The organism is Bradyrhizobium liaoningense (assembly GCF_018130785.1).
GTDB classification, from domain to species: domain Bacteria; phylum Pseudomonadota; class Alphaproteobacteria; order Rhizobiales; family Xanthobacteraceae; genus Bradyrhizobium; species Bradyrhizobium liaoningense_A.
In genome coordinates this window covers 150,590-170,971 of sequence record NZ_JAFCJT010000005.1, presented here as the reverse complement: position 1 = coordinate 170,971, position 20,382 = coordinate 150,590, and the positions used below count along the sequence as shown (strand labels likewise).

The following is a 20,382-nucleotide window of genomic DNA, read 5'->3' as shown; positions in this document are numbered from 1 at the left end:
GGGAGCCCTGTAGCTCAGTCAGGCGAACGCTTGCCGGCGGTCCGCAAGCTCATCGGACCCTCTTCGTCCAATCGACAGTCGGAGGCCGGCCGGCTCACCGAGTTCTCGCGCCTGCCAGCGCCAAAAGGCGACTGGGTGAGATGATACAGAAGAAAGAACTCCGACTGGCGATTGATCCCCAATTTGAGCATGATCCTCTTGGTGTAGGTTCGCACCGTTGCCTCGGTCAACCCAAGCTCGGCTCCAATATCGCGAGGGCATTGGAATTGAAGAATCCGGGCGACGATTCTTTCCTCAGCCCAGTTCAACCCGAAGGCAGATGCAATGCAGTGCGCGCCCTGCGCGTCATCGAATTGCGGCACGACGATGAGGACCTTTCCCACCTCGTCATGCGTCGGGACCGCACCGATCTTGGCGAAGGCGAATTGCTGACGATCTATCGAGAGCGGTACCGTAGTATTGAGCCCTCCATGAGTCCCGCTCTCAACGAGCACCTTCCCGATTGCCCCCCGCAAGCTCTCGGTCACCGAACCGCATGAGCCGGCGAGCCTGCCTCCATCCATCCTTAGCAGCTCGCGCTTGGCAAGCAGCACTCGTCCACCACGATTGACTGCGTGAACGTGCAGGCCCTGGTCCGCAACGATGGCAGGAAAGGTCAGCTCTTCGAGCCAAACCTGCGTATCGAGATGCCCCGGCGTTTGCCGGGCAAGTGAATGAGCAGCCTTCCATAACGGGCGCACGGTATGCGCCAGGCCGGGAATCTCGGCTGCCGCAAGCGCTGACGGTCGCCATCCGGCCACGAACACGACCGTGGCTCGCTCGCCGGAAGCAAACCTGCCAATGACGGAATGGCTCTTTACCGGGGGTTCCGCGCCGATCAACTTGCGGACGAAGGACGTCCGGGAATTGATCGGCTCGAGCGAGGCGACGTCCTCGGCGGTGCCCTTGCGCGCAAATCGCTCAACCATCGTCGCGCATGACGGGTCGGTAGGAGCGTCTCCGATTCTGGCTTCTTCCAGCCCGGAGGCGGACAGCATGGCGACGTAGCAGCTCCTGCAACCGAGCAATTCCGCTATGGCCCTCGCGAAATATTCCATTGCGGTCTGTTGCGGGCGTGGCTCCGGAAAAGACCCTGACGGACCACATCCGTCATTGCCCTGCTTCGAGGCGCGCTCGACGCAATCGGTGCGAAGATCATCCTGTGCGGAAGGTAGTGCCTTACTGCACTCATGCACGGTCGCCTCCCTCATAGGCCGGCCCAGCCCTTACCAGCGCTTAATTCTCCCTGAACGCACGGTTGATCCGCAACGTCATCGGCTGCAAAAGATATTCCGCAAAGGTTCGTTCCCCCGTCTCGACAAATATCTCGACAGGCATTCCAGGCATCAATGTCGAGATGTAGGAGGCCGTCGGCGCGTTGGGGTCAAGCTCGACCTCGGCCAAATAGGAGCTCTCGCCGGAACGGGTATCGGTCAGCGCGTCTGCCGCAACGCCGACGACCCTTCCCTCGAGCATCGGCCGCCGACGAATGTTGAGCGCGTGAACCCGCACGCGCGCCATCTGTCCGACATAGACCTCTTCCCGATCGGCAGGCTTCAATGTCGCCTCGATGACAAGCCGATCCTGCGTCGGAACGATTTCCATAAGGGTTTCCCGAGGTCCAAGCACGGCATTGAGGTCCCTGCTGTTGAGGCCGACGATCCTTCCACTTTCGGGGGCACGCAATTCAGACCGAACAAGCTGGGCACGCAACGCGGCAATTCGATGTCTGAGGTCGCCGATTTCTTCGCTCGTCGCATGCCGCTGCTTGGCGATATCCTGATTTTGGTTGAACCCCAGCTGCCGGCGTCTGTCCTGCAGCTCCGAGATCTTGCCCTGCATCTCCGAAATTGATGCAGCATTGCGATCGACCTGTCCGGCGGCCTCGGCTTCGGCGCGTTGCAACGCCAACACACGTGGTTTCCGGGCGAGGCCCTTTGACAGGAGATAGCTCGTGTCGGCTATCTCTTCCCGCAACAGTTTGAGTTGCTGTTGAAGTCCTTGAGTGTTGCTCTCGAGGCCACGGATGCCGTCCGCGTTCTGCAGCATCTGCTGATCGATCACCTTGCGCTCGTTTTCAATCGCGGCCAGTCGCGCGGCAAATTCAGCCTCCTGGGTTTGAATGGCGATACGTGCGGAGAGACGGGTCGCACTTTCCCGCAATTCGTCCGGAAACCGGATTGACTTCGCGCCGTCTTGCTCCGCCGCCAGCCGGGCCTCCATCGCCAGGTCGGCAAAGAACTTCGTTTCGAGAGAACCAAGGGTCGCCTCGATCTGCGCGGTGTCGAGCCGTGCAATGAGTTGACCGGCTTCGACGTGATCGTTCTCCCGGATATAGATCGATTTGATGATTCCGCCTTCCAGATGTTGCACCGCCTTGCGCTTCGAATGGACCTTGATGAATCCTGGCGCCACGACGGCGCCGCGAAGCGGAACCGTGGTTGCCCACAAGCCGAAGCCGCAAAATTGCAGGACGAGCAACACACAGCCCCAGGCGATGATCCGTCGCATGTCGGAGCGCGGCTGCTCCGTCGGCCAGGTCTTCGACGGGAGGCCGGCAACAGGCGCGGAAATCGCGGCGGCTTGACGGGTCTGCATCATGGAATGACCCTCCTGCCTGGCAGCCTCTGAGGTTCGGCATTGCGAGGGAGCACAGATGGACCCGGGACCGGTACAGGTGCCGGCCGCTGGGTGCGAAGAACCTCAAATGGCGGTCCGAAGGCGATCTGGTTGCCGTCCCTCAACAGCAGCACAGCATCGGCGATGGTCAACAGCCGCGGCCGGTGGGTGACGATCACCGATGCTGCGCCGCGCGCCTTGGCTGATAGAATGGCGGAGCACAACGCTTCTTCCCCCTCCGGGTCGAGATTGGCATTGGGCTCATCCAACAGGATCAATTTGCGATTGCCGAAAAAGGCCCGTGCAAGACCGATGCGCTGACGTTGGCCACCGGATAGCCTGCTACCGTCGCGGCCGATCTCGGTCTGGTAGCCGGCCGGAAGGGACAGGATCATTTCGTGCGCCTGCGCGAGCATGGCCGCGGCGACGATGGCCTCGTCCCGTGCGCATTCATCAAACCCGGCAATGGCTTCGGCCACCGTTCCACCCAGGAGCTGCACGTCCTGGGGGAGATAGCCGACGAATTGCCCAAGCTGGTCGGGATCCCAGGTATGGAGTGCTGCGTGGTCCAGCCGGATCGTACCGCTGGTCGGCCGCTCGAGGCCTGCCATCAAGCGCAGCAATGTGGATTTTCCAGCGCCGGTCGGTCCGATCACGACGACAAGTTCGGACGGCCGGCATTGAAAGGATATGCCCGCGAGAATAGGACGCTGCGTCCCGCCAATCCGGAATGTCACCCGTTCGACCTGAAGGATGCCGGATGGCGGCGGAAGCAACGTCTTCCGCGGACGCGCAAGAACCGGCATCGCGGCGTTGCAGACTTGCGTCCAGGCCTCCTGCGCAGATGCCAACGCGCGCCAGGCCGAGACCAACCCTTCCATGGGCTGCAACGTGCGCGCGATCAGGATTGAGCTCGCGATCAGACTGCCGGACAGCACCTGGTTCTGCAGCACGAGCCAGGCACCGGCGCCGATCGCGGCGATCTGCAGGATGGTCCTGACCATTCGCGCGGTGGCCGTAATCGTGTAGATGCGTTCGCTGGCTCGCACGACCGGAGACAGGGCTTCGTCATTGAGGCTCATGAATTCCCGGATGGCGCCTCGGGTCCAGCCCATCGCCCGCACCACGCTGGCGTGCCGGACGATTCCATCGAGCATCGCCTGCGTCTTCAACGCGGCCTGCGAAGCCTGCGCAATTTCCCCGCGCGCGATCCAGTGGCTTGCAACACCCATCGCCAACAGGACCGCCACTCCGATCAGGACTATGACGCCATACCAGGGGTGCAGGAAGAACAGGATGAGAATAAACACCGGGAGAAATGGGGCATCTATCAGCGATGTGACCGGGCCGCTCGACAGGAAACTTCTCAACTCGCGAAGCTTGACGAGATCGTGCGGCCGGCCGTCGACCGGCGCCGTGCTGATGATGCTGCCTTCGAGGATGATCGGAGCGAGCCAGTGCTCGAACCCAACGGCGAACCGGCTCAACAGCCGGTTACGAAACGTGTCGAAGGCAGCGCTGAAGGCGAGGGCGCCCACGGCGATGACGGTGAGGCCGACAAGCGTCTCAACGCTGCCGCTGCTGAGCACGCGGTCGAACACTTCGATGGAATAGAAAGGGACGACCAGCAGCAGCAGATTTACGGACACGCTAAAGCAGACGATCCACACCAACGCGAATCGTCCCGGAATCAAGCTCACCAGCATTCTCTGGTCAGATGCTGGGATCACACCACGGTTACGCGAGTACATAACTGGCCGGCACTATCACTGACTGAAAACATGCAGAGGGCGGGGCGGCCTGACAGCCGCCCCGCTGCTAGTCGGCACTAGACAACGTCAACGGCCGTATAACCGGCGGCAGTGTTGATGTCGTCGATCGACTCGAACGGTGTCGCGCCGCCCGTGATGCCATCGAGCTGGATGGCGCCGAAGCCGAAATCCAGCACGGTGTTGGTGCCGTCGTCGTCCACTACCACTGTAGCCGGGTCAAAGCCTGGCGGAGCGTCGACAACAACGGCATCGCCATCGGCAAAGCTGAGATCGGTGACTTCATCGTTGCCGAAGTTCGTGGCTGTGTTGTCGCCGAAATTGTGCGTATCGGTACCAGCACCGCCCGTCAGCACATCGTCGCCGAGTCCACCGTTGAGAGTGTCGGCGCCATTGCCGCCGTCCAACTCGTCATCGCCGTCACCGCCGCTCAGGGTGTCATTGCCGGCGCCGCCCGACAGGATGTCAGCCCCAGCCTCGCCGTTCAGGACATCGGTGCCGTCGCCGCCATCGAGCGTGTCATCTCCGGCGTCGCCGTCGAGCGTGTCGTTGCCGGTTCCGCCGCTCATTTCGTCATCACCGGCGCCGCCGCTCATGGCATCGTTGCCCGCGCCGCCGGCCATCTCGTCGTCTCCGGCATCGCCGAACATCGTATCGTTACCGGCGCCGCCGTCCATGATGTCGTCGCCCGCGTCGCCGTGCATGGTGTCGTTGCCATCGCCACCATTGAGCGTATCGGCGCCCAAACCGCCGTTCAGGATGTCGTCACCGGTACCGCCGTTCAGCAGGTCATTGCCAAGTCCGCCGTTCAGCGTGTCGTTGCCGGCATCGCCATTCAGGGTGTCATCTCCGAATCCACCGTTGAGTACGTCGTTACCGTCGCCGCCATTCAAGACGTCATCGCCGGCGTCGCCGCTCAACGTATCGTCGCCGGCGTCGCCCCACAGGGTGTCGGCACCCGCGCCGCCATGAATCTCATCAATGCCGTCGCCGCCGTGGATGTCGTCGTCACCGGCGTCACCAAAGAGCTGATCAGCGCCGTTTCCACCATCGATGGTGTCGTTGCCTTGGTCGCCATGGATGATGTCGGCGCCGGCATTTCCGCTCAGCGTGTCGTCGCCCGCGCCGCCGTTGATCGTGTCGGCGCCGGCGCCACCGGTGATCGTATCGATACCGGCATTTCCATCAAGGGTGTCGTCGCCGGCACCGCCATCGATGGAATCATTGCCCGCGCCGCCGCTTACTTCATCATTGCCATCCAGGCCAGTAATGGTGTCGTTGCCTTGAAGGCCAAAGATCTGATCGTCTAAATTCGTGCCAGGCAACACATCGTCGCCTGCTGTTCCGATGATCAGTGCCATGATCTCCGCTCCCGTTGCATGGAAATGCGCGACGCGGGTCGCATTGCGGCCCGTCATGGACGTCGCAGATTTCGGGTTTGGCTTGCTGCCCATCACCAAACGATGTGGGCTTCAATCAAGCAACCTTGGATGAAAGGAGAGCGGTGCAGCAATCCCCATTTGGGGACAAAAGAATACGGCAAGCTGGTGGACCCAATAACGGCCACAGTCTTCGTCTCAGGCGCGAACCTCACTCACGCGTTCAAGCGAATGAGTCCGTCAAGATGATGCAAGGTGATGTCGGCGTAAGTGCGAGCGGAGATGTCTGCGACGCTCTCCCGATCGCGTGCGATGGTCGCACGCGCGTGCTGTCCGCGAGAGCCGACAATGCTCGCGTCAATCCAGGATCGGCTCTCGCGACAGTCCGTCTTCAGGGCTGCGGGCCGTCGTAGCCCTCGATGATGATGAGGTCCGCGATGGAGTGCGGCTGGCGCACCTTGATGTTGGCCTGGTATTCCGGCGAGTTGTAGCAGGCGATCGCGGTCTCGTAGTCCGGAAATTCAATCACGACGTTGCGGGTGCGGCTTTGGCCTTCGACGGTGGTGAACTTGCCGGCGCGAACGACGAAGCGGCCGCCCCATTTCTTGAAGATCGGACCGTTGGCGACGGCATAGGGCCTGTAGCCTTCGTCATTGCTCACGTCGACGCGTCCGATCCAGTAGCCCTTTGCCATTGTTCTTCTCCCTGTTTGATCAACTTGATCAGCCGAGCGCTTGCGCGATCTCGAACTGGATGGCCTCGGCGATCGCCTTGGGATCGGCGGCTTCCACCACCGGCCGCCCGACGACGAGATAATCGGCGCCGGCACCAATCGCGCGGCCCGGCGTCATGATGCGCTTCTGGTCGCCGCTCGCCGCGCCTGCCGGCCGGATGCCGGGCGTGACGAGGTGCATCTGGTGTCCGACGATCTTGCGCAAGGCACCGACCTCTTCGGGCGAGGACACCAGCCCGTCGACGCCAAGCACCTGCGCCTGCTGCGCGCGCGCTTCGACCAACTCGGAGACGCTGAGCCGATAGCCGGCCGCGTGCAGATCGTCGTCGTTGTAGGACGTCAGCACCGTGACGGCGAGGATCTGCAGGCTCGCGCTGCCGCGGCCTTCGACGGCGCCCTTCATGGTCTGCGGATAGGCGTGCACGGTGAGGAAAGTCGCGCCCAGCCTGGCGACACTCTCGACACCGCGCGTCACCGTGTTGCCGATGTCGTGCATCTTGAGATCGGCAAACACCTTCTTGCCCTTGTCGGCGAGCTTGCCGATCAGCGGCAGGCCGCCGGCATAAGCGAGCTGATAGCCGATCTTGTAGAACGTGACGCTGTCGCCGAGCTTCGCGATCATCGCCTCCGCGGCATCGACGCTGGGCAGATCGAGCGCAACGATCAGGCGGTCTTTCGGGGCGATTTCGGCTGGCGTCATGTCACCTCACATCATGCGTTGGGAAATGTCGATCAACTGCGCCACCAGCTCCTTCAACGCGGCGATGTCGCCCTCGTTCTTCAGCCTGTCCATATCGTCATAGGCCTGGTCGGCAAAGGCGAGCGTGAGCTGGCTGGCAATCACATTGGCGTGGCAGGAGGTCAGGATCAGCCGCAACGCCTGGAGCGCGCGCGCGGCACCGAGCCGGCTCTGCGAGGCGCCGGCGAGCGCGAAGGCGCGGTTGCGAAACACGTCGCCGCGCGCCTCGTGCGGATCCTGCACGCGGCTGACCCAGTCGATCGCATTCTTCAGCAGCGGCGGCACCGAGGCGTTGTATTCGGGCGAGACGAACAGCACGCCATGATGCGTGCCGATCATGCGCTTGAGGTTGATTGCGTGCCTGGGCACGCCGGACTTGACCTGGAGATCGCCGTCATAGATCGGCAGCGGAAAATCGGCGAGCGAAACGCGGGTGACATCGACACCGGCCTGGGCGAATTCATAGGCGATGACCGCCGCCAGCTTCGCATTGTGCGAGCCGGCGCGCAGCGAGCCGGGAATGATCAGGATTTTAGGTGCGGGCATCCGCTTCCATGCGTTCGGCGAAACGAGCCCGCCGCGCAAAGGAGAATGCCGGCGGAATTAGTCCTTGCGATACACCCAGACGCGGGCCGGCGGAAGGTTCATCCAGATCCGCTCCGAGGCCTCTGTGGACACGCCGGGAAGCGATTTCGGGATCGGCGGCACCACCGCATAGGTGAACTGCACGAAGGGCGCGCCCGGCGCCAGCGCCGTGAAGGCGTCGCGGATCAGCCGGAGCCGCGTCAGCATCGGTTTTGTCACGAGCGGCAAGCCGGAGACCACTGCGGATGCCGGCGCGCTCAGCACGTTCCAGAGCGTGTCGCGCAGGCGATAGGCATCGCCCTGCACCACCTTGGCTTGCGGATAGCGGTCGCGCAGCAGGGCGCAGAAGCCGGGATTGTATTCGACGAGGACGAGGCGCTTCTGGTCGACGCCGCGCTCAACCAGGGCCGAAGTGATGGCGCCGGTGCCGGGCCCGAGCTCAACCACAGGCGCGTCCGAATTGACGTCGACGTAATGCGCCATGGTCCGGGCAAGCAGCTTGCCCGACGGCATCACCGCGCCCATGTGCAGGGGCTTTTCGATCCACGATCTGAGAAAACGCACCTCGTCATCGAGACGAGGCTTTTTCAACGCACGCGCGGACGATGGCAATGGCATGTCTGGACCGGACGGGACCGCAGGACCGCGGCGTGTCAGAAAATGGTCATAAACAGGTATAGGCCGAAGGCGATACGGTCAAGACGAGTCAGCTCGCCCGATTGCTGAACAGATCCTTGACCTTGGCGAAGAAGCCGACGGATTCGGGCTGGGTATTGCCGGAGGAGAGCTTTTCAAACTCGGCCAGCAATTCCTGCTGTTTCTTGGTGAGATTCTGCGGAGTCTCGACCGCGACCTGGACATACATGTCGCCCATCTGCCGCGAGCGCAGCACCGGCATGCCTTTTGATGCAATGCGGAATCGGCGGCCCGACTGGGTTCCGGCCGGCACCTTCACCCTGGTTTTGCCGCTGTCGATGGTCGGCACCTCGAATTCGCCGCCGAGGGCGGCCGTCACCATCGAGATCGGCACCCGGCAATGCAGGTCGGCGCCGTCGCGCTGGAACAGCTGGTGCTGGGCCAGCGACAGGAAGATGTAGAGGTCGCCGGGCGGGCCGCCGCGGACCCCGGCCTCGCCTTCGCCGGCGAGCCTGATCCGCGTGCCGTCCTCGACACCCGGGGGAATGTTGACCGACAGCGTCCGCTCGCGGGTGACCCGGCCCTGGCCGGAGCAGGACGGGCAGGCGTCCTCGATCATCTGGCCACGGCCCTGGCAGCCCAGGCAGGTGCGCTCCAGCGTGAAGAAGCCCTGTGACTGCCGCACGCGGCCGGCGCCGCCGCAGGTCGAGCAGGTCTTCGGCTTGGTGCCGGCCTTGGCGCCGATGCCCGAGCAGGCCTCGCAGGTGACGGAGACCGGAATCTCGATCTGCGCGGTCTTGCCGCTAAAGGCTTCCTCGAGCGTGATTTCCATGTTGTAGCGCAGGTCGGCGCCACGCTCGCGGCCGCCGCGGCCGCGCTGCCCGGCCATGCCGAACAGGTCTTCGAAGATGTCGGAGAAAGAGGAGGCGAAGCCCGCGCCGAAACCGGCGCCGCCGCCGGGGCCGCCCTGCTCGAAGGCCGCATGGCCGAAGCGGTCATAGGCCGCGCGCTTGTCCTTGTCCTTGAGAACCTCGTAGGCCTCGTTGATTTCCTTGAACTTGACTTCGCTGGTGTCGTCCCCGGGATTACGGTCCGGGTGGAATTTCATCGCAAGCTTGCGGAAGGACGATTTCAGGACGGAATCGTCGGCAGTGCGCTCGACTTCCAGGGTCTCATAATAGCAGCGCTTGGTGGACGTGGGCATGTTGAACTCGGTCTATCCAATCGCGAATCAAGTCGGAGTGAAACGACGTCGCCATGAGACGATATAAGCAGCCCTTCGCTTCGCGGCAGAGGGCAGCACGGCGGCGTTCATCATAGCGGCTGGGAATTGATCGATCGTAACGAGGCCATGCCCCGCCGAGCCCGACACGACGGCCTCCCCCGTGAGGGAGGAGGCCGGTAGCGCGTGTGGGGTCCAAGCCGTCCGCATCGTCACCCTCTTGGGGTTCAGGCGGACTTCTTGTTGTTCTTGTCGTCGTCGACTTCGGTGAACTCCGCGTCGACGACGTCGTCCTTGGCCGCGTCCTTCTTGGCGTCGGCCTCGGCCTGCTGCTTGTACATGGCCTCGCCGAGCTTCATCGAAGCCTGGGCCAGCGTCTGGGTCTTGGCCTTGATCGCCTCGGCATCGTCGCCCTTCAGCGCTTCCTTGAGGTCGCTGACGGCATCCTCGATGGCGCGGCGCTCGGTCTCTGCGACCTTCGAACCGTGCTCGGCCAGAGCCTTCTCGGTGGAGTGCACCAGGCCATCCGCCTCGTTCTTGGCGGTGACGGCCTCGCGGCGCTTCTTGTCCGCCTCGGCATTCGCCTCGGCGTCCTTGACCATCTTCTCGATGTCGGCTTCCGACAGGCCGCCGGAGGCCTGGATGCGGATCTGCTGTTCCTTGGCCGTGGCCTTGTCCTTGGCCGAGACGTTGACGATGCCGTTGGCGTCGATGTCGAAGGTCACCTCGATCTGCGGCATGCCGCGCGGGGCCGGCGGAATGCCCATCAGGTCGAACTGGCCGAGCATCTTGTTGTCGGCCGCCATTTCACGCTCGCCCTGGAAGACGCGGATGGTGACCGCGTTCTGGTTGTCCTCGGCGGTCGAGAACACCTGGCTCTTCTTGGTGGGGATCGTGGTGTTGCGGTCGATGATGCGGGTGAACACGCCGCCCAGCGTCTCGATGCCCAGCGACAACGGGGTCACGTCGAGCAGCAGCACGTCCTTGACGTCGCCCTGGAGCACGCCGGCCTGGATCGCGGCACCGATCGCCACGACTTCGTCCGGGTTGACACCCTTGTGCGGCTCCTTGCCGAACAGCTGCTTCACGACTTCCTGGACCTTCGGCATGCGCGACATGCCGCCGACCAGAACGACTTCGCCGATCTCACCGGCGGTGACGCCGGCGTCCTTCAGCGCCTTGCGGCAGGGCTCGACCGTCTTCTGGACGAGGTCGTCGACCAGCGCCTCGAACTTGGCGCGGGTGAGCTTCATCGTCAGATGCTTCGGGCCGGTCTGGTCCGCGGTGATGAAGGGCAGGTTGATCTCGGTCTGCGTCGTCGACGACAGCTCGATCTTGGCCTTTTCAGCGGCTTCCTTCAGGCGCTGCAACGCGAGCTTGTCGTTGCGCAGGTTGATGCCCTGCTCCTTCTGGAACTCGTCGGCGAGATAGCCAACGAGGCGCATGTCGAAGTCTTCACCGCCGAGGAAGGTGTCGCCGTTGGTCGACTTCACCTCGAACACGCCGTCGCCGATTTCGAGAATGGAGATATCGAACGTGCCGCCGCCGAGATCGTACACGGCGATCGTGCCGGTCTTGGTCTTGTCCAGACCATAGGCGAGCGCGGCCGCGGTCGGCTCGTTGATGATACGCAGCACTTCAAGGCCCGCGATCTTGCCGGCGTCCTTGGTCGCCTGGCGCTGGGCGTCGTTGAAGTAAGCGGGAACGGTGATGACGGCCTGATCGACCTTCTGGCCGAGATGGGCTTCCGCGGTCTCCTTCATCTTCTGCAAGATGAACGCAGACACCTGCGAGGGCGAGTAGGTCTGGCCGTCGGCCTCGACCCAGGCGTCGCCGTTGGAAGCCTTCACGATCTTGTACGGTACGAGCTTCTTGTCCTTCTCGACCATCGGGTCGTCGTAGCGGCGGCCGATGAGGCGCTTCACTGCGAAGAAGGTGCGCTCGGGATTGGTGACCGCCTGGCGCTTGGCCGGCTGGCCGACGAGGCGCTCACCGTCGTCCGTCACGGCGACGATCGAAGGCGTCGTGCGCATGCCTTCGGAATTCTCGATGACTTTGGCGTTCTTGCCATCCATCACGGCGACGCACGAATTCGTGGTGCCGAGGTCGATCCCAATGACCTTTCCCATGGTCCTGATATCCTTGTTTTTGCGGCAGGCTGGTTGGGCCCAGAAGGCACCCGATCCAAACCCCCTAAGATCAAACATCCGCGATATTGCGATGATTGGGGGTCATATAGGAGGGGGGGAGGGGCCTGCAAGGACCGAACGCAAGTTTCGGCCGTGAAAACATTGGGTTTTGGAAGATCATATCCGGGCTCAACCGCCCTTGCGGGTGAGGAATTATTAACAGGTTCAGTTATCGCCGGCCCCGCCACCGTGATCCATCCTGCCCTGTTGCCGGAAGGCCAAACCCGGTAAAAGGCGGGCGGCCAGCCAGCCGCCCTTGAGGCTGCTTCGCGCGACAAAGCGGCACGATGGCCGACCATCGGACGGCCTCAATGTGAACCAATCAGAGGGCCCATGAAGCTGATCCGCCCCCTCACCGCGCTCGCCCTCCTCGCCGCGGCGGCGTTTCCGGCGCTCGCCGCCGACGCCGTTTTCCCGCCCGGCTTGCGCCTCGGCATGGTGCCGCTGGTCGGCCTCAGCACGGCCAAGACGTTTCCGGGCTTCGAGAGCACGGACGGCAACGTCAAGGTGCTGATCACCGAGCTGCCGCCGGCGGCCTATGGCGAGGTCGTGAGCGCCTTCAATTCCAATCCCGCCGGCACCGCCGGCGTCAAGCAGGACAAGATCGAGACCCCCGCGGGTCTTGCCTATTTCACCACGGAAAGCGGCAAGGCCGGCGATACGCCGGTGAAGCGCTACTCGATGATCGTGCCGGGCGCCGGCTTCTCCGGCTATGTCGCGGTGCAGATCCCGGAGAATGCGACCAGGATCTACACCGACGAGGCCGTGCGGCAGATGTTTGCGAGCACCACGACCCGCAAGCAGGTCTCGGCCGAAGAGCAGATCGGGCTGATGCCGTTCAAGATCACCGATCTCGCCGACTTCAAGGACATCCGCACGCTGGCGCCGGGCTCGAGCATCATCCTGGCCGACGGCAACGAGAGCGCGGGTTATGAATCGAAGCCGTTCATGATCCTGGGCCTGATCGGGGCCACGCCGCAGCAGGCCGACGACCGCGCCCGCTTCGCCCAGGAGGCGGCGCTGCAGATCCCCGGCGTGCGCGAGTCGCGCGTCACCATGTCCGAGCCGATCCGCATCAACGGCCAGCAGGGCTTCGAGACCCGGATCGACGGCGTCAGCGGCAAGGACAAGACGCCCGTGACCGTGGTGCAGTGGATTCGCTTCTCGAGCAGCGGCGCCTCGCTGCGCATCATCGCCAGCGCCCCGCGCGACCAATGGTCGGCCGCCTTCACCCGCTTCCGCGCCGTGCGCGACGGCATCCAGCCGAAGGGCTAGCGACAGGCGGTCCAATACACGCGGTGTCGTCCCGGCGACCGCCGGGAGTGATGTTTGGGTTGGCAAGCCCAAGCGCTGGACAAAGCCGGCTGCATTTTCGGGCTTCTGTTCGTATACGAACGGAACTAGGCTTCGCTTCCGTTGGATCATCCTGGAGGGAGGCGAACGATGCTCGATCGACGACAAATCCTCGCGGCGCTTGGGACAAGCGCTCTCGTAGCCCTTGCTCCAACCGCACTCCTGGCGGCCGCATCGATCAAGCCGGACGATGCTTCCGCGCTGCTCGTGATCGACGTGCAAAACTGCTTCCTGCCCGGCGGCAGCCTCGCGGTGAAGGAAGGCGAGCAGGTGGTGCCCGTCATCAACAAGATCTCGAAAGCATTTTCGAATGTGGTGATGACGCAGGACTGGCACGCGCCCGGCCACATCTCATTCGCATCCGTGCATTCCGGCAAGAAGCCGTTCGAGACCGTCGATCTTCCCTACGGCAAGCAGGTGCTGTGGCCGGACCATTGCGTGCAAGGCACCGATGGCGCCGCGCTGTCGAAGGATCTTGCGATCCCGCACGCCGAGCTCATCATCCGCAAGGGTTTCCACAAGGACGTCGACAGCTATTCGGCCTTCCTGGAAGCCGACGGCAAGACCTCGACGGGCCTTGCCGGCTATCTCAAGGGGCGCAAGATCAAGCGCGTTTTCGTCGTGGGCCTTGCGACGGATTTCTGCGTCGCCTGGACCGCGCTCGACGCGCGCAAGGCGGGTTTTGAGGTCTATGTGGTGGAAGACGCCTGTCGCGGCATCGACACGCAGGGCTCGCTCGCAAAAGCCTGGGCCGACATGGCCAAGGCCGGTGTGAAGCGGATTCAGTCGGCGGACATCGCGTGAGTGCGTAAGGCACGACAAACTGCATGACCCTCATGGCGAGGAGGCGCGTCAGCGCCGTCTCGAACCATGCCGGCTGAGCTGCAACAGCGGGGCCTTCATCCTTCGAGACGCGCGCGAGCGCGCTCCTCAGGCTGAGGATCGCACCGCTCAGTTCGACTCGTTGCTGTTCGCGGCGGCCGCAGTCTTCGCCCCGCCCTTGGCGACACCGACCAGAGCCGGGCGCAGCACGCGCTCGCCGATGGTGTAGCCGGCCTGCATGACCTGCACGACGGTGCCCGCAGGCACCGACGCATCCGGCACCTCGTACATCGCCTGCTGGAAGTTCGGGTCGAACCTCTGGCCCTGCGGATCGAACTTCTTCACGCCGTGCTTTTCCAGTGCGTTGAGCAGCGAGCGCTCGGTGAGCTCGACGCCCTCGATCAGCGAGGTCAGGCCGGGATCGGCCGCGGCGCGGGCCTCGGCCGGGACGGCATCGAGCGCACGCTGGAGATTGTCGGCGATGTCGAGCACGTCGCGGGCAAAGCCGGTGATGCCATAGAGGCGGGCATCGGCGACTTCCTTGGTGGTGCGCTTGCGGAGATTTTCCATCTCGGCCAGCGTGCGCAGCATGCGATCGCGCGCCTCGGTGACTTCCTTCTGCAACAGCTCGACCGAGCCCGGCTCGGGATCGTCGGGCATGATGTAGGGTTTTGACACCACAGGCTCGCCGGTCGGCGGGGTCGTGTCGTCGGGCTGCCGGTCTCGATCGGTCATCGGCTCTCTTCTCGAACTCGTCTCAAGGGATTGTTGGCCCGGATATCGTGCCTAAGCCGACGAAAATCAAGCGCCCGTGATCGGTGGAAACGCCGGTCAGCCCCCCAAAAGGCGGCTGACGATGCGGGCGGCATAGTCCACGGTCGGGATCACGCGGGCATAATTCAGCCGCGTCGGCCCGATCACGCCCAAAACGCCGACGATGTGGCCGGCGGCATCCCGATAGGGCGAGATGATGGTGGAGGAGCCGGACAGCGAAAACAGCTTGTTCTCGCTCCCGATGAAGATCCGCACACCTTCCGCCGTCTCGGCACGACCCAAAAGGTCGATGACGCCGCGCTTTGTCTCGAGATCGTCGAACAGCAGGCGAACGCGCTCCAGATCCTCAAGCGCATGCAGATCTTCGAGCAGATTGGCGTGGCCGCGGACGATGAGCTGGCGATCCTCGTTCTCGCCGCCGGACCAGCTCGCGATTCCCGCCGAAATCACCTTCTGCGTCAGCTGATCGAGTTCCGCGCGGGCTTCGCCGAGTGCGGTCTCGAGCTCGAGCCGCGCTTCGGCCAGCGTGCGGCCGCGGATGCGCGCATTGAGGAAATTGCCGGCTTCGGTGATCGCCGAGGAGGGAACCCCGGGCGGCAGCGACAGCACGCGGTTTTCAACCTGCCCGTCCTCGCCGACCAGAATGACCAGCGCCTTCTCCGGTTCCAGGCGGACGAATTCGATGTGCTTCAGCCGCGCATTGGACTTTGGCGTCAGCACCACCGCGGCAGCCCGCGTGAGACCGGACAGCCGCGTCAGCGCCTGATCCAGCGCCGCCTCGACCGATTGCACCTGACCGACGGAGGTGAGCTGGCTCTGGATCGCCTGCCGCTCGGTGTCATTGAGGTCGCCGACCTGCATCAGGGCATCGACGAAGAAGCGCAGGCCGAGTTCCGTCGGCAGACGGCCGGCGGAGGTGTGCGGGGCGTAGATCAGGCCCAGCTGTTCCAGATCGGCCATGACGTTGCGGACCGAGGCCGGCGATAGCGGCATCGCGATCAGCCGCGAGATATTGCGCGAGCCCACCGGCTCGCCGGTCGCGAGATAGCTTTCGACAATTTGACGAAAGATGTCGCGGGAACGCTCGTTTAGCTGGGCGAGGCCTGCGCGCGGCGCGATCAGATGGATCGGATCGTGATGGGCCACAGACGGTAACTCCTCTCAGACACTCATAATTTGTCCATCCCCGGGGGTTCTGACAAGCGCGGCGTTTGCGGGCCAGGAAATCGGGGGTGAATAAGCCCTTGCCGCCCACCCTCACCCCCCCTACAAGCACCGCGAACAGCCCTTTTCCGAGAGTTTTGGAGGATTTCCCATGCGGCCAAGCCGCCGTGCGCCCGACGAATTGCGCCCCGTGACGCTGGAGCGCGGCGTGGTCAAATATGCGGAAGGCTCCTGCCTGGTGAAATTCGGCGACACCCATGTGCTGGTCACCGCCACGCTGGAGGACCGCCTGCCGCCGTGGCTGAAGGGCCAGGGCCGCGGCTGGGTCACCGCCGAATACGGCATGCTGCCGCGCGCGACCACCGAACGCACCCGCCGCGAGGCCTCCGCCGGCAAGCAGAGCGGCCGCACCGTCGAGATCCAGCGCCTGATCGGCCGCTCGCTTCGCACCATCGTCAATCTCGAAGCGCTCGGTGAACGCCAGATCACGGTCGATTGCGACGTGCTCCAGGCCGACGGCGGCACGCGCACGGCTTCGATCACCGGCGCCTGGGTCGCGCTCGCCGATTGCATCAACTGGATGAAGGCGCGCAACATGATCAAGGCCAACGTGATGCGCGACAACGTCGCCGCCATCTCCTGCGGCATCTACAACGGCACGCCGGTGCTCGACCTCGACTATGCCGAGGATTCGGAAGCCCAGACCGACGCCAATTTCGTCATGACCGGCGATGGCCGCATCATCGAGGTGCAGGGCACCGCGGAACGCGAGCCGTTCACGCAGGACGAGTTCCTCGCGCTGATTGCCTTGGCGCAAAAAGGCATCGCGCGCCTCGTGGACTTGCAGAAACTGGCTGTGGCGTAGTCAATAAGCCATGCACCGCCGAATCACCGCAAAGCTCGTCATAGCGACCCACAATCCCGGCAAGCTCGCCGAGATGAAGGAGCTTTTGGCGCCTTACGGCATCGAGGCGGTGTCGGCGGGCGAGCTCGGCCTGCCCGAACCCGAAGAGACCGGTAACGATTTCCGCAGCAACGCCGCGATCAAGGCGATCGCGGCAGCGCAAGCGACGAAGCTGCCGGCTTTCGCCGATGATTCCGGCATCGTGGTCGACGCGCTCGATGGCGCGCCCGGCATTTTCTCCGCGCGCTGGGCCGGTCCTTCCAAGGATTTCAGCGCTGCGATGACACGGATCGAGCGCCTGTTGCAGGAGCGCGGTGCGACCACACCGGACAAGCGCACCGCGCATTTCGTCTCCGCGCTGTGCGTCGCCTGGCCCGACGATCATCTCGAAGAGGTCGAGGCACGCGTCGACGGCACGCTGGCCTGGCCGCCGCGCGGCACCGCCGGCTTCGGCTACGATCCGATGTTCGTGCCCAACGGCCACGATCGCACCTTCGGCGAGATGACCAGCCTCGAGAAGCACGGCCTGCCGCCGCTCGGCCTCGGCCTGTCGCACCGCGCCCGCGCCTTCGTGAAACTGGCGGAGATCTGCCTTGAGCCGCGCTAAGGAAGCCTTCGGCGTCTACGTGCACTGGCCGTTCTGCCTGTCGAAGTGCCCGTATTGCGACTTCAACAGCCATGTCCGCCACGCCGCGATCGACGAGGCGCGGTTTGCGTCCGCCTTCGCGCGTGAAATCGAAACGACCGCACAACGTTCGCCCGGCCGCGAGGTCACCTCGATCTTTCTCGGTGGCGGCACGCCGTCCTTGATGCAGCCCGCAACCGTCGGCGCGGTGCTCGATGCCATCGGCAAGCACTGGCACGTCGCCGGCGACGTCGAGGTGACGCTGGAAGCAAATCCGACCAGCGTCGAAGCCACGCGCTTTGCCGGCTATCGCAGCGCCGGCGTCAATCGTGTCTCGCTCGGCGTGCAGGCGCTCGACGACGCCTCGCTGAAAGCGCTGGGCCGCATGCACAGCGCGCGCGAGGCACTAGATGCCGTCGCCATCGCGCGCCGCTCGTTCGATCGCTATTCGTTCGATCTGATCTACGCCCGCCCCGACCAGACGCCGGCGATGTGGGCCGACGAGCTGCGTCTTGCAATCGATGAAGCCGCCGAGCACCTGTCGCTCTATCAATTGACGATCGAGGAAGGCACGCCGTTCTTCGGCCTGCACCAGGCCGGCAAGCTGAAGACACCGGACGAAGCCGTCGCGCGCGCGCTCTACGACGTCACGCAGGAGACCTGCGACAAGCTCGGCCTGCCCGCTTACGAGATTTCAAATCACGCGCGGCGCGGCGCCGAGTGCCGGCACAATCTGGTCTACTGGCGCGGCGAGGAATATGCCGGCATCGGCCCCGGCGCCCACGGCCGCCTCGACATCGACGGCATCAGGCACGCCACCGCCACCGAGAAGCGCCCCGAAGCCTGGCTGATGCGGGTCGAGACCAACGGCCATGGCGTCGTCACCGACGAACTCCTCAACAGCGAGGAACGCGCCGACGAATTTCTGCTGATGGGGCTGCGTTTGGCGGAAGGCATCGACCCCGAGCGCTACAAGGCCCTCTCCGGCCGTCCGCTCGATCCCAAACGCATCGCGCTGTTGCGCGAGGAGGGCGCGATCACGGTCGATGCGACGGGACGGCTGCGCGTGACCAGCAGCGGTTTTCCGGTGCTGGATGCGGTGGTGGCGGATCTCGCGGCGTAGCGAGATCTCGTAGGGTGGGCAAAGGCGCACTTGCGCCGTGCCCACCATCTATCCGCAAATTTGATAGCGGTGGGCACGCTTCCGCCTTCGCTCTTCGAGCTACGGCGGACAAGTCGCTTTGCCCACCCTACGGCACCGTCGTCCTGAGCTACGCCCCAAAACTCTTCGGCGACCCCGCCACCGCAACACCACCACCCGTCGTCACCTTCATCACAGCAAGCCCACGCTCATTCGTCCCGTCCGCGCGGAAGCGGAACAGGCCGTCGATACCGGCGAAGCCGGAAGCGTTGGTGAGCACGTCGGACGAGAAGCGCGTGGTGCCCTGCGTGCGCGCCAGCGCGGCCACGAGGGCGACCGCATCGTAGGCGAGCGTGGCGGTGCGGATCGGTTCGGCTCCGTATTTGGTGCGGTAGCGGCCGGAGAAGGCGCGAAAACCGGCCGGATCGGGCGCGGCGTAGAGACCGCCTTGCAAGCTTAGGTTGGCGTAGACGCGCGGATTGTCCCACAGGCCGGTGCCGAGCAGCTGGATGTTGCGCAAATTCGCGCCTGCGGCAGTCATCGCATCGGCCACCGCGACGACGGCATCGCCATCATCGGCGATGAACAGCGCATCCGCGCTGCCGAGCTGCTGCGCCACGGTCCGCGCCGGCGTCGCGCGATCGGCGCCGTATTTCTCGAAGGCGACAATGCGGCCGCCGCGTCGCGGCACCGCCGCCTTCACCGCAGCCTCGACGACATTGCCATAGGCATTGTCGGGCACGAGCACGGCAACGGAGCGCTTTCCGATGCTGGCGGAATATTCGACGATGCGGTTGACGTCGGACTCCGGCAGGAAGCTCAGCAGATAGACGCCGCGGCCGGCAATGCTGGAGTCGGTCGAGAACGCGATCACCGAGATGCCGCGCGTCCGCGCGACCTGCGCCACCGCCGGCACCGATTGCGCGAACAGCGGCCCCAGGATGATCTCGGCGCCCTCATCGACCGCCTGCTGCGCGCCCGCCTGCGCGCCTTGCGGGCTGCCATTGTCGTCCTTGATCAGGAGCTGGATGTTGGGATTCTGGAACTCGGCCAGCGCCATCTCGGCGGCGTTGCGCATCGACTGCGCGGCGAGGCCGGCATTGCCGGCGGCCGAGAGCGGCAGGATCACGCCAACCTTCACCCCACCGCTGCCGGCGGTCGTGGCCTGTTGCGGCGGGCCGGCCGGCTGCGCGGGCGGCGAGGAGGAGCTGAACGGGCTGGAGAACTGGCTCAGACTCTGCTGCACGCCGGCGCAGGCCGACAGCAAGGGCGTGCCGAGCAACAGGCCGAGCGCGCTCCGCCGGGTCGCTCCCGACAATCGAGGGCCCTGAACGGGAGACTTTGGATCGCGCGGGCCCAGCATCACAGCTTCTCTTCTGACCGGCCGTCGGCCGGCCGGTCACAACATTCTTTCCACGACACAAGCCGCGGATTCAGGCATATTGTCGGCAAATAGTTAACTAAAACAAAAGGATAATGATCGCTTAGCGCGACCACACCTCAAGCCTCGGCTAGCTGTCCGCCATCCGTCACCCCCGCATCAAGGCGGCGTTTCCGCCGCGAATATGGCGCTGACGCTTCATTCCCTCGGGAATGTGATGCCGGATGGATCACATTCCAGTCCTCCTCACCCCTTACCTGGGCGCGATCTTTTTCCGAGGACCGGTTCCCAGCCCCGGGGATCATGCC

General features: G+C 64.3%; 18 protein-coding genes. 5 read left to right on the top strand and 13 right to left on the bottom strand.

The window, feature by feature from the left end; all coding sequences use genetic code 11:
* Positions 1 to 14: 14 nt before the first annotated feature.
* The 10 genes from JQ627_RS15110 to dnaK form a co-directional block, all read right to left on the bottom strand.
* A complete protein-coding gene (locus tag JQ627_RS15110; protein WP_249143101.1) occupies positions 15 to 1,097 on the bottom strand; it encodes a helix-turn-helix transcriptional regulator in 1,083 nt (360 codons plus the stop codon).
* Between the two features lie 178 nt (positions 1,098 to 1,275).
* Positions 1,276 to 2,640 (bottom strand): HlyD family type I secretion periplasmic adaptor subunit, encoded by a 1,365-nt coding sequence (locus JQ627_RS15105; RefSeq protein ID WP_212484961.1) that lies wholly within the window; start codon positions 2,638 to 2,640, stop codon positions 1,276 to 1,278.
* Positions 2,637 to 4,364: a type I secretion system permease/ATPase gene (locus JQ627_RS15100; protein WP_249143100.1), complete on the bottom strand. Its 1,728-nt coding sequence runs from the start codon at positions 4,362 to 4,364 to the stop codon at positions 2,637 to 2,639. The genes JQ627_RS15105 and JQ627_RS15100 overlap by 4 nt, the downstream gene beginning before the upstream one ends.
* A gap of 122 nt (positions 4,365 to 4,486) precedes the next feature.
* Positions 4,487 to 5,788 carry a calcium-binding protein gene (locus JQ627_RS15095; protein ID WP_249143099.1) on the bottom strand — a complete coding sequence of 434 codons (1,302 nt, stop codon included), beginning with the start codon at positions 5,786 to 5,788 and terminating at the stop codon, positions 4,487 to 4,489.
* A gap of 409 nt (positions 5,789 to 6,197) precedes the next feature.
* Positions 6,198 to 6,500: a DUF1330 domain-containing protein gene (locus tag JQ627_RS15090; protein WP_212484960.1), complete on the bottom strand. Its 303-nt coding sequence runs from the start codon at positions 6,498 to 6,500 to the stop codon at positions 6,198 to 6,200.
* Between the two features lie 28 nt (positions 6,501 to 6,528).
* Positions 6,529 to 7,239, bottom strand: coding sequence for an orotidine-5'-phosphate decarboxylase (pyrF, locus tag JQ627_RS15085; RefSeq protein WP_212484959.1), 711 nt, complete (start codon positions 7,237 to 7,239; stop codon positions 6,529 to 6,531).
* 6 nt (positions 7,240 to 7,245) lie between these two features.
* Positions 7,246 to 7,824, bottom strand: coding sequence for an NADPH-dependent FMN reductase (locus tag JQ627_RS15080; protein ID WP_212484958.1), 579 nt, complete (start codon positions 7,822 to 7,824; stop codon positions 7,246 to 7,248).
* Between the two features lie 57 nt (positions 7,825 to 7,881).
* Positions 7,882 to 8,481 (bottom strand): class I SAM-dependent methyltransferase, encoded by a 600-nt coding sequence (locus tag JQ627_RS15075; protein WP_007598495.1) that lies wholly within the window; start codon positions 8,479 to 8,481, stop codon positions 7,882 to 7,884.
* Between the two features lie 88 nt (positions 8,482 to 8,569).
* Positions 8,570 to 9,703 (bottom strand): molecular chaperone DnaJ, encoded by a 1,134-nt coding sequence (gene dnaJ, locus JQ627_RS15070; RefSeq protein WP_212484957.1) that lies wholly within the window; start codon positions 9,701 to 9,703, stop codon positions 8,570 to 8,572.
* Between the two features lie 245 nt (positions 9,704 to 9,948).
* Positions 9,949 to 11,850: a molecular chaperone DnaK gene (gene dnaK / locus JQ627_RS15065; protein WP_014490835.1), complete on the bottom strand. Its 1,902-nt coding sequence runs from the start codon at positions 11,848 to 11,850 to the stop codon at positions 9,949 to 9,951.
* A gap of 393 nt (positions 11,851 to 12,243) precedes the next feature.
* On the opposite strand from dnaK, the gene JQ627_RS15060 reads away from it, so the two are divergent.
* Positions 12,244 to 13,185, top strand: coding sequence for a hypothetical protein (locus tag JQ627_RS15060; protein ID WP_212484956.1), 942 nt, complete (start codon positions 12,244 to 12,246; stop codon positions 13,183 to 13,185).
* 168 nt (positions 13,186 to 13,353) lie between these two features.
* Entirely contained in the window at positions 13,354 to 14,067 is a 714-nt protein-coding gene (pncA, locus tag JQ627_RS15055; RefSeq protein WP_212484955.1) for a bifunctional nicotinamidase/pyrazinamidase, read from the top strand.
* Positions 14,068 to 14,214: 147 nt separating this feature from the next.
* Here the strand turns inward: pncA and grpE are convergent, their stop codons facing one another.
* Positions 14,215 to 14,820: a nucleotide exchange factor GrpE gene (gene grpE / locus JQ627_RS15050; RefSeq protein ID WP_212484954.1), complete on the bottom strand. Its 606-nt coding sequence runs from the start codon at positions 14,818 to 14,820 to the stop codon at positions 14,215 to 14,217.
* A 96-nt stretch (positions 14,821 to 14,916) separates the two neighbouring features.
* Positions 14,917 to 16,005, bottom strand: a complete 1,089-nt coding sequence (hrcA, locus tag JQ627_RS15045) for a heat-inducible transcriptional repressor HrcA (RefSeq protein WP_212484953.1) — start codon at positions 16,003 to 16,005, stop codon at positions 14,917 to 14,919.
* 169 nt (positions 16,006 to 16,174) lie between these two features.
* Here hrcA and rph point away from each other — a divergent pair, with 169 nt between their 5' ends.
* Genes rph through hemW form a run of 3 tightly spaced genes read left to right on the top strand, consistent with a single transcriptional unit; the run spans position 16,175 to position 18,675 of the window.
* The gene (gene rph / locus JQ627_RS15040; RefSeq protein ID WP_212484952.1) at positions 16,175 to 16,888 is read left to right on the top strand and encodes a ribonuclease PH; all 714 of its coding nucleotides are present in this window, start codon (positions 16,175 to 16,177) and stop codon (positions 16,886 to 16,888) included.
* A gap of 10 nt (positions 16,889 to 16,898) precedes the next feature.
* Complete coding sequence (gene rdgB, locus JQ627_RS15035) at positions 16,899 to 17,534, top strand: RdgB/HAM1 family non-canonical purine NTP pyrophosphatase (protein ID WP_212484951.1); 636 nt, start codon at positions 16,899 to 16,901, stop codon at positions 17,532 to 17,534.
* Positions 17,521 to 18,675 (top strand): radical SAM family heme chaperone HemW, encoded by a 1,155-nt coding sequence (hemW, locus tag JQ627_RS15030; protein WP_212484950.1) that lies wholly within the window; start codon positions 17,521 to 17,523, stop codon positions 18,673 to 18,675. The genes rdgB and hemW overlap by 14 nt, the downstream gene beginning before the upstream one ends.
* Positions 18,676 to 18,823: 148 nt before the next feature.
* On the opposite strand, the gene JQ627_RS15025 is transcribed toward hemW, so the two are convergent.
* Positions 18,824 to 20,056 carry a penicillin-binding protein activator gene (locus tag JQ627_RS15025; RefSeq protein WP_212484949.1) on the bottom strand — a complete coding sequence of 411 codons (1,233 nt, stop codon included), beginning with the start codon at positions 20,054 to 20,056 and terminating at the stop codon, positions 18,824 to 18,826.
* Between the last annotated feature and the right edge of the window lie 326 nt (positions 20,057 to 20,382).

Bases quoted from the DNA above. Each gene is read 5' to 3' on its own strand.
- dnaK (WP_014490835.1), bottom strand. From the start codon at position 11,850: ATGGGAAAGGTCATTGGGATCGACCTCGGCACCACGAATTCGTGCGTC.
- JQ627_RS15075 (WP_007598495.1), bottom strand. From the start codon at position 8,481: ATGCCATTGCCATCGTCCGCGCGTGCGTTGAAAAAGCCTCGTCTCGAT.
- JQ627_RS15100 (WP_249143100.1), bottom strand. From the start codon at position 4,364: ATGCTGGTGAGCTTGATTCCGGGACGATTCGCGTTGGTGTGGATCGTC.
- grpE (WP_212484954.1), bottom strand. From the start codon at position 14,820: ATGACCGATCGAGACCGGCAGCCCGACGACACGACCCCGCCGACCGGC.
- JQ627_RS15090 (WP_212484960.1), bottom strand. From the start codon at position 6,500: ATGGCAAAGGGCTACTGGATCGGACGCGTCGACGTGAGCAATGACGAA.
- JQ627_RS15025 (WP_212484949.1), bottom strand. From the start codon at position 20,056: ATGCTGGGCCCGCGCGATCCAAAGTCTCCCGTTCAGGGCCCTCGATTG.
- rph (WP_212484952.1), top strand. From the start codon at position 16,175: ATGCGGCCAAGCCGCCGTGCGCCCGACGAATTGCGCCCCGTGACGCTG.
- pyrF (WP_212484959.1), bottom strand. From the start codon at position 7,239: ATGACGCCAGCCGAAATCGCCCCGAAAGACCGCCTGATCGTTGCGCTC.
- JQ627_RS15110 (WP_249143101.1), bottom strand. From the start codon at position 1,097: ATGGAATATTTCGCGAGGGCCATAGCGGAATTGCTCGGTTGCAGGAGC.
- JQ627_RS15095 (WP_249143099.1), bottom strand. From the start codon at position 5,788: ATGGCACTGATCATCGGAACAGCAGGCGACGATGTGTTGCCTGGCACG.
- dnaJ (WP_212484957.1), bottom strand. From the start codon at position 9,703: ATGCCCACGTCCACCAAGCGCTGCTATTATGAGACCCTGGAAGTCGAG.
- pncA (WP_212484955.1), top strand. From the start codon at position 13,354: ATGCTCGATCGACGACAAATCCTCGCGGCGCTTGGGACAAGCGCTCTC.
- JQ627_RS15060 (WP_212484956.1), top strand. From the start codon at position 12,244: ATGAAGCTGATCCGCCCCCTCACCGCGCTCGCCCTCCTCGCCGCGGCG.
- rdgB (WP_212484951.1), top strand. From the start codon at position 16,899: ATGCACCGCCGAATCACCGCAAAGCTCGTCATAGCGACCCACAATCCC.
- JQ627_RS15080 (WP_212484958.1), bottom strand. From the start codon at position 7,824: ATGCCCGCACCTAAAATCCTGATCATTCCCGGCTCGCTGCGCGCCGGC.
- JQ627_RS15105 (WP_212484961.1), bottom strand. From the start codon at position 2,640: ATGATGCAGACCCGTCAAGCCGCCGCGATTTCCGCGCCTGTTGCCGGC.